The 13,016-nt window shown below is 66.7% G+C and carries 12 protein-coding genes; 9 read left to right on the top strand and 3 right to left on the bottom strand.

Translation table 11 applies throughout. The features are described 5' to 3' along the window. The first annotated feature begins 3 nt into the window (after nucleotides 1-3). The 6 genes from V8683_RS12015 to araD all read left to right on the top strand — a co-directional run bounded on the left by V8683_RS12015 (nucleotide 4) and on the right by araD (nucleotide 7,750). A complete protein-coding gene (locus V8683_RS12015; RefSeq protein WP_411191215.1) occupies nucleotides 4-1,584 on the top strand; it encodes an aldehyde dehydrogenase (NADP(+)) in 1,581 nt (526 codons plus the stop codon). Nucleotides 1,585-1,859: 275 nt separating this feature from the next. Beyond that, nucleotides 1,860-2,972: an extracellular solute-binding protein gene (locus V8683_RS12010; protein ID WP_411192504.1), complete on the top strand. Its 1,113-nt coding sequence runs from the start codon at nucleotides 1,860-1,862 to the stop codon at nucleotides 2,970-2,972. A gap of 85 nt (nucleotides 2,973-3,057) precedes the next feature. After that, nucleotides 3,058-4,137, top strand: coding sequence for an ABC transporter ATP-binding protein (locus V8683_RS12005; protein ID WP_411191213.1), 1,080 nt, complete (start codon nucleotides 3,058-3,060; stop codon nucleotides 4,135-4,137). Next, nucleotides 4,134-5,015: an ABC transporter permease gene (locus V8683_RS12000; protein ID WP_411191212.1), complete on the top strand. Its 882-nt coding sequence runs from the start codon at nucleotides 4,134-4,136 to the stop codon at nucleotides 5,013-5,015. The genes V8683_RS12005 and V8683_RS12000 overlap by 4 nt, the downstream gene beginning before the upstream one ends. Then, entirely contained in the window at nucleotides 5,015-5,941 is a 927-nt protein-coding gene (locus V8683_RS11995; RefSeq protein WP_411191211.1) for an ABC transporter permease, read from the top strand. Before V8683_RS12000 ends, V8683_RS11995 begins: the two co-directional genes overlap by 1 nt. A 57-nt stretch (nucleotides 5,942-5,998) precedes the next feature. Further along, nucleotides 5,999-7,750 carry an L-arabinonate dehydratase gene (gene araD / locus V8683_RS11990; RefSeq protein ID WP_411191210.1) on the top strand — a complete coding sequence of 584 codons (1,752 nt, stop codon included), beginning with the start codon at nucleotides 5,999-6,001 and terminating at the stop codon, nucleotides 7,748-7,750. Nucleotides 7,751-7,849: 99 nt separating this feature from the next. Here the strand turns inward: araD and V8683_RS11985 are convergent, their stop codons facing one another. Beyond that, nucleotides 7,850-8,239, bottom strand: a complete 390-nt coding sequence (locus V8683_RS11985; protein ID WP_411191209.1) for a VOC family protein — start codon at nucleotides 8,237-8,239, stop codon at nucleotides 7,850-7,852. 141 nt (nucleotides 8,240-8,380) lie between these two features. On the opposite strand from V8683_RS11985, the gene V8683_RS11980 reads away from it, so the two are divergent. Beyond that, nucleotides 8,381-8,707, top strand: coding sequence for an antibiotic biosynthesis monooxygenase family protein (locus V8683_RS11980; protein WP_411191208.1), 327 nt, complete (start codon nucleotides 8,381-8,383; stop codon nucleotides 8,705-8,707). A 33-nt stretch (nucleotides 8,708-8,740) separates the two neighbouring features. Here the strand turns inward: V8683_RS11980 and V8683_RS11975 are convergent, their stop codons facing one another. After that, nucleotides 8,741-9,568 carry an NAD-dependent epimerase/dehydratase family protein gene (locus tag V8683_RS11975; protein WP_411191207.1) on the bottom strand — a complete coding sequence of 276 codons (828 nt, stop codon included), beginning with the start codon at nucleotides 9,566-9,568 and terminating at the stop codon, nucleotides 8,741-8,743. Between the two features lie 62 nt (nucleotides 9,569-9,630). Then, nucleotides 9,631-10,935, bottom strand: coding sequence for an MFS transporter (locus V8683_RS11970; protein WP_411191206.1), 1,305 nt, complete (start codon nucleotides 10,933-10,935; stop codon nucleotides 9,631-9,633). A 375-nt stretch (nucleotides 10,936-11,310) separates the two neighbouring features. Between V8683_RS11970 and V8683_RS11965 the strand changes: the two genes are divergently transcribed. Both V8683_RS11965 and V8683_RS11960 read left to right on the top strand, forming a co-directional pair. Next, complete coding sequence (locus tag V8683_RS11965; protein WP_411191204.1) at nucleotides 11,311-12,048, top strand: ribonuclease activity regulator RraA; 738 nt, start codon at nucleotides 11,311-11,313, stop codon at nucleotides 12,046-12,048. 19 nt (nucleotides 12,049-12,067) lie between these two features. Continuing rightward, nucleotides 12,068-13,012 carry an SMP-30/gluconolactonase/LRE family protein gene (locus V8683_RS11960; RefSeq protein WP_411191203.1) on the top strand — a complete coding sequence of 315 codons (945 nt, stop codon included), beginning with the start codon at nucleotides 12,068-12,070 and terminating at the stop codon, nucleotides 13,010-13,012. Nucleotides 13,013-13,016: the final 4 nt, after the last annotated feature.

Here is a 13,016-nt window from a genome sequence, read left to right as displayed (position 1 = left end):
ACCATGCAGATATCCGGAAACATGCTCCTGGGTGCCGACGCCGTGCGCGGTACCCAGGGCGAAATGCGCGCCTTCGCGCCCGCACTGGGCGCGGAGATCGAGCCTTCGTTCGGCCTTGGCGGTAGCGCCGAAGTCGAGCGGGCCTGTACGCTGGCCGCGCAGGCCTTCGACCCTTTGCGCGCCGCGCCGCTCGAAACGCGCGCGCGTTTGCTTGAAGCGATCGCCGAACGCATTCTGGGGATCGGAGACGCGCTGATCGAGCGCGCGCATCTCGAATCCGCGCTGCCGAAGGCCCGCCTCGAAGGCGAGCGTGGCCGCACGGTCGGTCAGTTGCGCCTTTTCGCGTCGCTCGTGCGCGACGGCCGCTGGTGCGGCGCCGTGCTCGACTCGGCACTGCCCGAGCGCAAGCCGCTGCCGCGCTCCGATCTGCGCGCGCAGCGCATCGGCCTCGGCCCCGTGGCCGTATTCGGCGCCAGCAACTTCCCGCTCGCGTTTTCGGTGGCGGGCGGCGATACCGCTTCGGCGCTCGCGGCGGGCTGTCCCGTCGTGGTGAAGGCGCATCCCGCTCATGCGGGCACCTCGGAACTCGTGGCCCGCGCGATCCAGCAGGCCGTCGCCGACGTGGGCTTGCCCGCGGGCGTGTTCTCGCTGCTGTTCGGCGGCGGCAATGCGCTCGGCGAAGCGCTGGTCGCGCATCCGGCGATCAAGGCGGTGGGCTTTACGGGTTCGCGCGGCGGCGGTCTCGCGCTCGCGCGCATTGCCGGAGAGCGTGCCGAGCCAATTCCCGTCTATGCTGAGATGAGCAGCATCAATCCGATGTTCGTTCTGCCGGCGGCGCTGGCCGCGCGCGGCGAGGCGCTGGCGAAGGGCTTCGTCGAGTCGCTGACGCTGGGCGTCGGGCAGTTCTGCACGAATCCGGGTCTCGTACTCGGTTTCGACGGCCCCGACCTCGACCGCTTCGTGGCGCAAGCCGCAGCAGCGCTCGGGCAGAAGACCGCACAGACCATGCTGACGGCCGGCATCGCCGCGAGCTACCGCAAGGCCGTGGAAGCGCGCGCGCAGCAGCCGGGCGTGGAGCGCGTGGCCGAGGGCACGCAGTCGGACGCGCACTGCGCCGCTCTGCCAATGCTGTTCAAGACGACGGCCGGACAATTCCTCGTGCAGCACGCGCTGGCGGACGAGATCTTCGGGCCGGTGTCGCTGGTCGTGGCCTGCCGCGACGAGGCGGAACTGCTGCGCGTGGCCGAACATCTGGAAGGCCAGTTGACCGCGACGCTGCATATTGACAGCGGCGACTACGCCCAGGCGCGGCGCCTCTTGCCGGTGCTCGAACGCAAGGCGGGCCGCATTCTCGCCAACAGCTTCCCGACGGGAGTGGAGGTGTCGTACGCGATGGTGCACGGCGGACCGTTCCCGGCCACCTCGGACGCGCGCACGACTTCGGTGGGCGCGATGGCGATCGAGCGTTTTCTGCGCCCGGTCTGCTACCAGGATTTGCCGGCCGACCTGCTGCCGCCCGCGCTTCAGAACGACAATCCGCTCGCGCTCTGGCGCTTGCGCGACGGCGAACTGGTGCGCGCCTGAACCCACAGGCGGAGGCTGGCAGTGGGGCCGCCAGCCTGGTAATCGGGCAGCCGCCGCACCGTTGCCGACAAGGCGATGATATTCGTGACATAAAGCCCGATGTTGCTTGACAACTTGCGGCGTGGTTCTGCATCCTGTGCTGCGAGCCCGCGCTGAGCGCAAGTCGCGAACGGGCCGCAGAGAATAAATCCCATAATCAGATGTGAGGAGATGCGATGTTCGAAGGACGCTTGTCGGCCAGACGCCTGGCCCTGTGTGTATCGGCCGCTGCTGTGATGACGCTCGGTACGGGCGCGGCGCAGGCCGATCCGGTTTCCCTGAACATAGTCGACGTGGCCGGCGATCTGCAGCTCACGCAGAAAGCCTTCGAAGCCTTCAAGGCGAAGTATCCGAACCTCGTCTCCAATATCACCTACACCAACGCGCCCGCGCCGCAACTACCGGGCAAGATCAAGGCGATGCAGGCCGCGGGCCGCTCCGACATCGACCTCGTGCTGACCGGCACGGACGCGCTTTCGGCCGGCATCGAACAGAACCTCTGGGTCAAGCTGCTGCCCGACAACGCGGCCGCGCTGCCCGGCGTCCTCGACCACTACGCGCCGGGGCCGCGCAAGATGCAGGACCTCGCGCAGGGCTACGGCCTCGAAGTGGCCTACATGCCCGCCGGTCCGCTGCTCGAATACAACCCGGCGAAGGTGCCGAATCCGCCCCATACGCCCGAGCAACTGCTGGCCTGGTGCAAGGCCAACCCGGGCAAGCTTATCTACGCGCGCCCGGCTAATTCGGGTCCGGGCCGCACCTTCCTGATGGGCCTGCCGTATCTGCTCGGCGACAAGAATCCGCAAGACCCGGTCAACGGCTGGGACAAGACCTGGGCCTTTCTCAAGGAACTGAACGCGTGCGTGCCGTACTACCCGGGCGGCACCTCGGCGGTGATGAAGGAGCTGGGCGAAGGGACGCGCGACATGACGGTGACGGTGACGGGCTGGGACATCAACCCGCGCGCGCTCGGCATCGTGCCGGCCGACTTCAAGGTGCAGGCCTTCGACAACATGACCTGGGTGAACGACGCCCAGTACATGGTGATTCCGAAGGGCGTTTCCAAAGAGAAACTCGCGGTGCTGATCAAGCTCATGAACTTCATGCTCGAGCCGCAGCAGCAGGCCATGACCTATGACGACGGCTACTTCTATCCGGGCCCGGCCGTGGCGGGCGTCACGCTGAACATGGCGCCGAAGGACAGCCAGGATGTGATCGCGAAGTACGGGCGCCCCGAGTACGCGAAGTGGCTCGCGGCCTATCCGCACGTCGTGCCGCTTTCGGCGCAGGCAATGGTGGCGGCTTTCCAGAAGTGGGACCGCGAAGTCGGCGCGGCCAAGTCCCAGTAACGCAAGCGGGCGAGTACGGCGGCGGGGTCGGTCATGCCCGCCGTGCAGCCCCCTCAACGCAGTCAAGGCAGATCAGGAACGTGACATGAAGCATTCTTTCGATCGTCTGCGTCTGGACTCGGTGTGCCGCAGCTTCACGAGCGCCGAGGGCGCACAGTTGGCCGCGCTGCGCGGCCTCGATCTCGAGATACGCCGCGGCGAGTTCATCGCCTTGCTCGGGCCGTCGGGCTGCGGCAAATCGACGGCGCTCAACTGCATCGCGGGCCTGATGCCGCTTACGAGCGGCAGCATCTGGCTCGACGAGACGCGTATCGACGTCCTGCCGCCCGAGAAGCGCGGCTTCGGCATGGTGTTCCAGAACTACGCGCTCTTTCCGCACATGAGCGTGCTGGAAAACGTGGGCTTCGGCCTGAAGATGCAAGGCGTGCCGCGCGACGAGGCGAAGCGCCGGGTGCGCGAAGCGCTGCAGCTCGTGCAGCTCGTCGGTCATGAAAACAAGCTGCCGGGCCAGCTTTCGGGCGGCCAGCAGCAGCGCGTGGCGATTGCGCGCGCGATCGTGATCGAACCGCCGCTCGTGCTGATGGACGAGCCGCTTTCGAACCTCGACACGAAACTGCGCATCGAGATGCGCGCCGAAATCCGCCGCATTCACGGCCAGCTCGAACGCGCGACGATCTACGTGACGCACGACCAGGACGAGGCGCTTTCGATGGCCGACCGCATCGTCGTGATGAAGGAGGGCGTCGTGCAGCAGGTGGCCACGCCGAAGGAGATCTACGGGCGTCCCGCGAACCTGCACGTTGCGCGCTTCATGGGCTATCGCAACGTGCTGCCGTTCTCGATCTCGGGCGAGCGCGGCGATCACGTCGCATTGACGGCTGCCGGCGTCACGCTGACCGGCGTGGCGATGGACGAGGTCGACGCGGGCGGCATGTCGGTGGCGATGCGTCCCGAAGACTTCGAGCGCGCCACAGCCGGCGACGCGAACGCCTTCGACGTGGAAGTGGAGCTGGTCGAATACGGTGGCCGCGATTCGCTGCTGCTCGCCAATGCGCCGTTCGGCAAGCTGTGGGCGCGCGTGGCCGGCGAATTCGCGGCGGGCGAGCGCGCCACCTTGCGGGTCGCGCCGTCGCGCGTGCTCGCTTACGCGGAGCGTGCCGCATGAGCACGCTGGTTTCCACGCTCGCCCGCCAGCCGCGCGATGCACGTGGCTGGCTCGTCACGCCGGCGCTCGGCTTCATCGCCGCGCTGTTCCTTTATCCGTTCGCGTACGGCCTCGTGCTCTCGTTCAAGCCGATGAACGGCGGCGGCATGCTGGCCAATTACGTGCAGTTTTTCACCGACCTTTCGCTGTGGCCGACCGTGTTCGTCACGCTGAAGCTCGCGGTGCCGGCGACGGCGATCAACGTCGGGCTTTCGGTGCCGGTGGCGTTCGCGCTGCGCCGCAATTCGCCCTGGCAGAAGTTCGCGACGACGCTGCTCGTGATCCCGGTGACGCTCGGCACGGTGCTGATCGCCGACGGCATGCTCAGCTACTTCGGCCCGAACGGCTGGTTTCCGCAGGCGCTGCACGCGGTGCATCTCTACACCAGCGAAGAAATCCGTCTCACGCACAACTACTGGGGCGTGCTGATCTCGCTGATCGTCTCGGGTTTTCCGTTCGCCTTTCTGCTCACGCTTTCGTACGTCACCGGCATCGACCCGACGCTCGCGCGCGCCGCGGCCACGCTCGGCGCGGGACCGTGGCAGCAGTTCCGGCTGATCTATCTGCCGCTGCTCGTGCCGGGCCTCACGATGGCCGCCTGCCTCTCGTTCGTGCAGGCCTATTCGGTGTTCCCGTCCGCGGTGCTGCTCGGCGCGCCGGCAGGCCCCACGCGCGTGATCTCGATTGCCGCCGCGGAAGCCGCGTTCGAGAGCTACGACTATTCGCTGGCCTCGACCATCGCGATCGTGATGGGCTTCGTGCAGCTCGTGGTCGTGGCGGCGATGCTGGCGGCGCGGCGTATGTTCTATGCGGGTCCGGTGAGCGGGGGTAAGGGCTGATGAGCGCACATCACCGCAACGCCGCCGGTCTCTCTGCCGGTGCGCCGCTCTCGGGCGATGTTCCGGCCGTGTCGTCTACCGTCGTAGCCTCGAAGCCGCCCGCACGCCTCGCTGACCGGCTGTGGAAATGCCTCGTCTGGGGCGGCGTGGCGTTCTTCCTCCTGAACGTGCTGCTGCTGATCGCCACCGTCGGCGTGAACTCCATCGCCACGCGCTGGTTCGGTACGCCGCTGCCGCAGGGCTTTACGCTGCACTGGTACGCGCAGGCATGGCGCGACTTCCAGCTTTCGAGCGTGCTGTGGGTGACGTTCGAAGTGGTGGGCGCCGTCGTGCTGCTGTCCATCGTGCTCGGCGTGCCCGCCGCCTACGCGCTCGCTCGCGCGCAGTTTCCGGGCAAGCGCCTCGCCATGCTCGTGTTCCTGCTGCCGCTGATGGTGCCGCCCGTCACGTACGGCATTCCGATGGCGACCGCGATGTATCGCTTCGGCCTTGCGGGCACGCTGCCCGGTGTGATCCTCGCGAACCTCGTGCCCGCGCTGCCGTTCGTGATCCTCGTGATGACGCCGTTCATCGAGCAGATCGATCCCAATCTCGAATCCGCCGCGCGCATTTTCGGCGCGAACACGCTGCGCTATTTCCGCTACGTGCTGCTGCCGCTGCTCGTGCCGGGCATGCTGGCGGCGGGGCTGCTCGTGCTGGTGCGCACGATCGGCATGTTCGAACTCACTTTTTTTACCGCCGGACCCGACACGCAGACGCTCGTTGTCGCGCTGTATTACGCGGTGTTCTCGACGGGCGTTCGCGCGCCGCAGTCGATCGACGCCATGGCGATGATCTATATGGCGATCACGCTCGCGTGGGTGCTGGTGGCGCTGCAGTTCGTGAGCCCGGCACAGCTCGTGTCGCGCGTGAAGGAGCAGCGCTGACCGGCGACGGCGGCTCACCCCACAGGAACGACCTGGCAGACCCTGGAGCAAGGCAACATGAGCAACAAGCGTAAAACCCCCGAAGAACTGCGCAGCCATCGCTGGTATGGCGTGAACGACCTGCGTTCGTTCGGCCATCGTTCGCGCACGGCGCAGATGGGCTACAGCCGCGAGGAATATGCGGGCAAGCCGGTGATCGCGATCCTCAATACGTGGAGCGAGATCAATCCGTGCCATACGCACTTCAAGCAGCGCGTGGAAGAGGTCAAGCGCGGCATCTGGCAGGCGGGCGGCTTTCCGGTCGAGCTGCCGGTGCAGACGCTCTCCGAGCCGTTCCAGAAACCCACGACCATGCTCTATCGCAACTTCCTCGCGATGGAAGTGGAGGAGACGCTGCGCTCGTATCCGGCCGACGGCGTCGTGCTGATGGGCGGTTGCGACAAGACCACGCCGGCGCTGCTGATGGGCGCGATCTCGACGGACCTGCCCGCGATCTTCCTGCCGGCGGGCCCGATGCTCAACGGCAACTGGAACGGCGTGACGCTCGGCTCCGGCTCGGACACCTGGAAGTACTGGGCCGACCTGCGCGCGGGCAAGATCACGGAGCAGGACTGGAAGGGCGTGGAAGGCGGCATCGCGCGTTCGCCGGGCCACTGCATGACGATGGGCACCGCCTCGACGATGACGAGCGCGGCCGAGGCGCTGGGTTTCACGCTGCCGGGTTTCGCGTCGATTCCCGCGGCGGACTCGCGCCACGCGCAGTACGCGGCGAAGACAGGCATGCGCATTGTCGATATGGTGTGGGAAGACCTCAAGCCCTCGGACATCCTCACGCGCAAGTCGGTCGACAACGCGGTGACGACGTGCCTCGCACTTTCGGGCTCGACCAACGCGATCGTGCACATGATCGCGCTGGCGCGCCGCGCCGGCGTGAATCTCACGCTCGCGCAATACGACGACATCGCGCGCCACACGCCCGTGCTCGCAAACGTGCGCCCCACCGGCAAGTACCTCATGGAGGACTTCTACTACGCCGGCGGCCTGATGGCGATGCTCAAGGAACTGGGCGACCTCATCGACGGTACGCAGATGACCGTGAACGGCAAGACGCTCGGCGAGAACATCGCCGAAGCGCAGATTTTCAACGACGAGGTGATCCGCCGCCGCAGCGCGCCGCTGATGCCGGACACGGGCCTCGCCGTGCTGCGCGGCAATCTCGCGCCGGACGGCGCCGTGATCAAGCCGGGCGCGGCCGAAGAGCATCTGCACGTGCATACGGGCCGGGCTGTCGTGTTCAAGGACTATAACGACATGGCCGCGCGCATCGACAGCGAAGACCTCGACATCGACGAGACCTGCGTGATCGTGCTGCAGCACGCCGGCCCGATTGGCGCGCCCGGCATGCCCGAGTGGGGCCAGTTGCCGATTCCGCAGAAGATCCTCAAGAAGGGCGTGCGCGACATGCTGCGCATTTCCGATGCGCGCATGAGCGGCACGAGCTATGGCGCGTGCGTGCTGCACGTCGCACCGGAATCGTTCATCGGCGGGCCGCTCGCGCTCGTGAAGGACGGCGACATGATCGAGCTGAACGTGCCCGGGCGCCGCCTGAACATACTGATTTCCGATGAGGAACTCGCGCGCCGCAAGGCCGCGTGGGTCGAGCCCGAGCCGCGCTTCACGCGCGGCTACGGCGCGATGCATCAGATGCACGTGATGCAGGCGGACAAGGGCTGCGATTTCGACTTCCTGCAGCGTGACGGCGCGGGCGGTGCTTGCGAGGGCAGCGGCGGCGAGCCCGAGATTCACTAGGCAGGTCTGAACACAATCACGTAGTAGGAGTTGTCAGGTTGACGGCGGCGCCGCGAGGCGGCCGCCGTTTTTTTGCCGGATCGGAAACGCCCGCGAAGCTCACACGTCTTCGCGCGCGAAGTTCAGCTCGACACCATTGCCGGCCGGATCGGAGAAAAATATCTGCCGCTGGCCGGTTAGCGGCACGTCGGCGCAGGTGAAAGGCACCTTGAACCGCTGCAGTTGGGCCATCGTCCCCTGCAGATCGGTGCAGGCGAAGGCGGCGTGATCGAACGTGTTTCTCGCCGTTGTGTCGCGTTCTTCTCCCGGCCCCGCTACGGAAAGATGGAGAACGTCCTTGGACCCCGCGTAGAGCCAGTAGCCGAAGCTGGAGAAAGGCGGGCGCTCGCCGAGCCGCAGGCCCACGACGTTCACGTAGAAGTCGCGCAGCGTGTCCAGCGTCGCGCGGTCGGCACGCAGGTTGTAATGACTGAAGGCGGTCAGGGTCATGGCAAGTGGAATCCCAGTCGGTTCCGGACTTCCATTCTATAGCGCCGAACGGGGTCGTTTCACGCCGGTTGCTTGCGATGTACGCCGGGACTTCGCAGTAAGATAGCGCCCACCGGTTCCCTGCACTGCGGAGAATGAACGATGTCGATCGCCCGAACGCCCACCCCGCCGTACTACGCCGTTATCTTCACGTCGCTGCGCACGGAGGGCGACAACGGTTACGCCAGCATGTCCGATGCCATGGTCGAACTCGCCGGCACACAGCCGGGCTTTCTCGGCGTGGAGTCGGCGCGCGAGGACCTGGGCATCACGGTTTCGTATTGGGAGAGTCTCGAATCGATTGCGGCGTGGAAGAAAAACGCCGAGCATCAGATCGCCCAGCGCCAGGGCCGCGAGCAGTGGTATGCGAGCTACCAGACCCGGATCTGCCGCGTCGAGCGCGATTACGGGTTCGAGCGCACAGAGTAGGGGAATGGCGGCGCAAACGCCGCCGCCGGACGTTCAGTCCCCGCGCTTGCCGCGCGCCTCGAACGGGGTGAAATCGATGCTGGCGAATCCGCCGCCCTGATAGCGCTGCGCCACGGCGTCGAGCGGATTCGGCTTCTTCAGGATCTCTTCCGCATAGTCTTCGGCATTCTGCTGCGGGCGATAGCCAAGCCGCTCGGCATCGTTGTCCGCGCCGCTCTGTACCCAATAGCTGCGCGTGTTGTTCGATACCCCCCACACCACCGCGAAGCCGATCTCCGGCACGTTGATGACGCGATCGATGAGCTGCAGCAGATCGTCGTGGCCCAGCCACGTGCTCAGATGGCGGAATTCGGTGGGCTTCTCGACGCAGCTACCGATGCGCACGCAGACCGTCTCGATGCCGTGCTTGTCCCAGTAGAGCCGTGCGAGCGATTCGCCCCAGGCCTTGGAGAGGCCGTAGAAGCCGTCGGGCCGGAACGCGCAATCGAGCGTGAGCTTCTCTTCCACCGGATACATGCCGATCGCGTGATTCGAGCTCGCGAACAGAATGCGCTTCACGCCGTGGCGGCGCGCCCCTTCGTAGACCTCGACGAGCCCGCGCAGGTTGTTTTCGATGATCTCGGGCAGCGGGCGCTCGACGCTCGTGCCGGCCATGTGGATCAGCACATCGACGCCGTCGAGCAGGCGATCGACCACCTCGCGCTCGCGCAGGTCGCCATGCATGACGTCTTCGCCGGCAACGATCGGTTCGAGCGGCTTCGAGCCGGCTGCGGAGCGCAGGTTCACGCCGCGCGCAAGGAGCGCGCGGCGCAGCACGGTGCCAAGCTGGCCGGCCGCGCCGGTCAATGCAACTTTCTTCACGGTGGAGTTACCTCGCAGAAAAACGGCAAAAGCCGGCGCCCCGAGGGGCACCGGCCGAAAACTCAGGCCTTCACGCTTTGTGTGCCGTCGACTCTGGCAAGCGCGGCGTCGGCTTTCTGCTGGTCGGAGACCAGCCGCCAGGCCACGATCGCGCCGACCACGTCGAACAGCATCAGGCAGACGAACAGCGGGTTGTAGCCGATGGTGCCGGCCACCGCCCCGACGATCAGCGAAAAGACCGTGGCGCCAAGATAACCGAACATGCCGGAAAGCCCCGTGGCCGTGCCCACCTCGTGCTGCCCGAAGACATCCGAAGCCAGCGTGAACAGGGCGCCCGAGATGGTCTGGTGAGCGAACGTACCGACGCAGAAGAGCGCGATCGCGGCATAGGGGCTCGCGGCGAGGCCGACGCAGGCCGGGCCGATCATCAGGCACGCGCCGGTCGTGATGACGAGCTTGCGCGAGGTGATGAGCGAGCAGCCGAACCAGCGCATGAAAAGCGGCGCCAGATAGCCGCCGACGAGGCAGCCGAGGTCGGCGGCAAGGAACGGCATCCACGCGAAGAGAGCGATCTCCTTCAGGTTCATGTGGCGCACGGTGACCATGTAGAGCGGAATCCACGCGCCGAACGTCTGCCACGCGGGTTCGGCGAGCATGCGCGGAATGCCGATGCCCCAGAAGCGGCGCTGCCTGAGCACTTCCTTCCACGAAGGCTTGCCGGCCGGCGAATGCTGGGCGGCCGTTTGGCCCGCGCGGATGTAGTCGGCTTCCTCGGCCGAGAGCATCGGATGCTCGGCGGGCGTGCGGAAGAACACGAGCCACAGGCCGACCCAGATCAGCGCCACGCCGCCGGTCAGCACGAAGGCGAACTGCCAGTCGTACTTGAGAATGCACCAGACGACGAGCGGCGGGGCGATCATGGCGCCCACCGAGGTGCCGGTGTTGAGCCAGCCCGTGGCGACCGAGCGTTCCTTCGCGGGGAACCACTGGCTGATCGCCTTCATGCCGGCGGGGAAGATCGCCGCTTCGCTCACGCCGAGCAGGCCGCGGAAGAACGCGAGCGAGGGCCAGCTGGTGGCGAGGCCGTGCAGCATGTTGGAGATGGCCCAGCCGAACGCGAAGATCGCGAAGCCGATCTTGACGCCCAGCGAATCGAGCACGAGGCCGGCGATGGGCTGCGCGAGTGCGTAGCAGGCCTGGAACGCCGTGACCACGTACGAATACTGCTGCGTGGTCATGTGCATCGTCTGCGTGAGCGTGGGCGCCGCTACCGAGAGCGAACTGCGCGCAAGGTAGTTGAAGATGGTGCCGATCATGATGAGGCCGATGATCCACCAACGGAGCCCCTTGATAGTCTTGCGTTGCACTGCGTGTCTCCTTCGTCTGGCGTCGCTTGTAAAACCTCGTCGGGTTGGGGGAGTCCTGCTGCCCGGCATGTAAGACATCATTCTATTTGCGGTAAAGTTGTAAAGCAAATCTGGCGTGGGTCGGGATTTGCCCTGGTGCCGGCTGAAAAATGAGGCGCCTCACTGCTGGGCGAGCCCTGCAAAACGGTAAAAGGATGACCGCAGAATGAGGCTTGGCAGAAATGTCGCCGCTTTAGCTTGCATGGCGCCCGGCCGTCGAAGAGTCGCTGGTTGACAATTTTCCAGTTGTATTACAACAATGCAGGCACACTGCTGGAAACCCGAGCGGGCCGGCGGCCCGCTCGGCCCGTATCCCACGACTCTGGACGAGACACGATGAATTCACCCGTCATCTCTGTGAGCGAATCCGCTCTCGAAAAACTGCGCCACGTCTCGAACGCGACGCTCACCACGCAGCTCTTCAAGCGCGGACTGCGCAATGTGTTCCTGGAGGGGGTGAAGCCGCTCGTCGCGCCGGCGCCCGGCGCGCCCAATCTCGTCGGCCCGGCCTTCACGATGCGCAACATCCCGGCGCGCGAGGATCTCGACCAGTTGAGCGCGTTCCAGAATCCGGAGCATCCGCAGCGCAAGGGCGTCGAAACAGTGCCGGCCGGCGCCGTGCTCGTGCAGGATTGCCGCGGCGAGCACGCGGCGGCGTCGGTCGGTTCGATCCTCGCGACGCGCCTGAAGGTGCGCGGCGTGGCGGGCATGGTCTCCGACGGCCCCGTGCGTGACAGCGCCACCATCGCCGCGCTCGGGCTGCCCGTCTTCTGCGCGGGCGCCTCGGCGCCGCTGAACCTCACGAAGCACCACACCGTCGACCTGAACGTGCCGATCGGCTGCGGCGGCGTGGCCGTGTACCCGGGCGACATCATCGTCGGCGATGCCGACGGCGTGGTGGTCGTGCCGCGCCATCTGGCCGAGGAAGTGGCCGAGGCCGCGTGGGAGCAGGAGGTGCTCGAACGCTTCATCACCTCGCGCATCGAAGCGGGCGCCGCGCTGCCGGGCACCTATCCGCCCAACGAGGCAACGCTGGCCGCCTTCGCCGAATGGCGCAAGACCCAGCAGGGCTGAACGCGGCGAGGAAGAGGCAATGACGATCGAACAGGAGCGCGTGCCGGTGCGGCCGCTGGAGATGCGCGATGCGCGCCGCTCGTCGGTGGGCGAATGCCCGGTCTGGTGCGCGCAGGACCATGCGCTGTACTGGGAAGACATTCCAGCCCAAACGCTCGTGCGCTACGAACTGGCTGCCGGGCGACGCACCGAATGGCATCTGCCGGAGCGCATCGGCTGTTTCGCCTTCGCGCACGACGGCAAGGTGCTGGCCGCGCTCGAAACCGGCATCTTCGCGCTGACGCTGCACGAGCCGCAGGCGGCGAGTGGGGGTGAGGGGGCGCAGCACGGCGCGCTCGACGTGCGCCGCCTCGCGACCGTCGCGCACGAGGCGCCGCGCATGCGCTTCAACGACGGCCGGTGCGACCGTCAAGGTCGCTTCTGGGCCGGAACGATGGTGCAGGACGCGGTGGGGCCGCAGCCGGCGGGCAAGCTCTATCGCTACACGGCGGAGGACGGCCTCTCCGTGCCGGTGGTAGAGGGTCTGTGCACCCAGAACGGGCTCGCCTGGGCGCCGGACGGCCGCACGATGTATCTTTCGGACTCCCATCCATCGAGCCGGCTGATCTGGGCCTTCGAATACGACACCGATGAGGGCGTGCCCACGAATCGCCGCGTGTTCGCCGACCTGCACGACTACGCGGGCCGCCCGGACGGCGCGGCGGTGGATGCCGACGGCTGCTACTGGATTTGTGCCAACGACGCCGGCCTGCTGCTGCGCTTCACGCCACAGGGCAAGGTCGATCGGCGCGTGGCGGTGCCGGTGTCGAAGCCTTCGATGTGCGCGTTCGGTGGTCCCGGGCTCGACCAGTTGTTCGTGACGACGATCTGTCCTCCCGAAGTGGGCGACGGGGACGGCCTTGTGTTCGTGCTCGAGACGGGCGTGCGCGGATTGCCCGAGCCTTCGTTCGCCGGGATGCTCTGAGTGC

This window comes from Paraburkholderia sp. AV2, from assembly GCF_054968425.1.
Note: the sequence above shows the minus strand (reverse complement) of the source record. Positions and strands in the feature narration are given on the sequence as shown.

What these genes read in the sequence shown, in the direction of transcription:
- V8683_RS12015 (WP_411191215.1), top strand. Translation starts at nt 4, where the DNA reads ATGCAGATATCCGGAAACATGCTCCTGGGTGCCGACGCCGTGCGCGGT.
- V8683_RS12010 (WP_411192504.1), top strand. Translation starts at nt 1,860, where the DNA reads ATGACGCTCGGTACGGGCGCGGCGCAGGCCGATCCGGTTTCCCTGAAC.
- V8683_RS12005 (WP_411191213.1), top strand. Translation starts at nt 3,058, where the DNA reads ATGAAGCATTCTTTCGATCGTCTGCGTCTGGACTCGGTGTGCCGCAGC.
- V8683_RS12000 (WP_411191212.1), top strand. Translation starts at nt 4,134, where the DNA reads ATGAGCACGCTGGTTTCCACGCTCGCCCGCCAGCCGCGCGATGCACGT.
- V8683_RS11995 (WP_411191211.1), top strand. Translation starts at nt 5,015, where the DNA reads ATGAGCGCACATCACCGCAACGCCGCCGGTCTCTCTGCCGGTGCGCCG.
- araD (WP_411191210.1), top strand. Translation starts at nt 5,999, where the DNA reads ATGAGCAACAAGCGTAAAACCCCCGAAGAACTGCGCAGCCATCGCTGG.
- V8683_RS11985 (WP_411191209.1), bottom strand. Translation starts at nt 8,239, where the DNA reads ATGACCCTGACCGCCTTCAGTCATTACAACCTGCGTGCCGACCGCGCG.
- V8683_RS11980 (WP_411191208.1), top strand. Translation starts at nt 8,381, where the DNA reads ATGTCGATCGCCCGAACGCCCACCCCGCCGTACTACGCCGTTATCTTC.
- V8683_RS11965 (WP_411191204.1), top strand. Translation starts at nt 11,311, where the DNA reads ATGAATTCACCCGTCATCTCTGTGAGCGAATCCGCTCTCGAAAAACTG.
- V8683_RS11960 (WP_411191203.1), top strand. Translation starts at nt 12,068, where the DNA reads ATGACGATCGAACAGGAGCGCGTGCCGGTGCGGCCGCTGGAGATGCGC.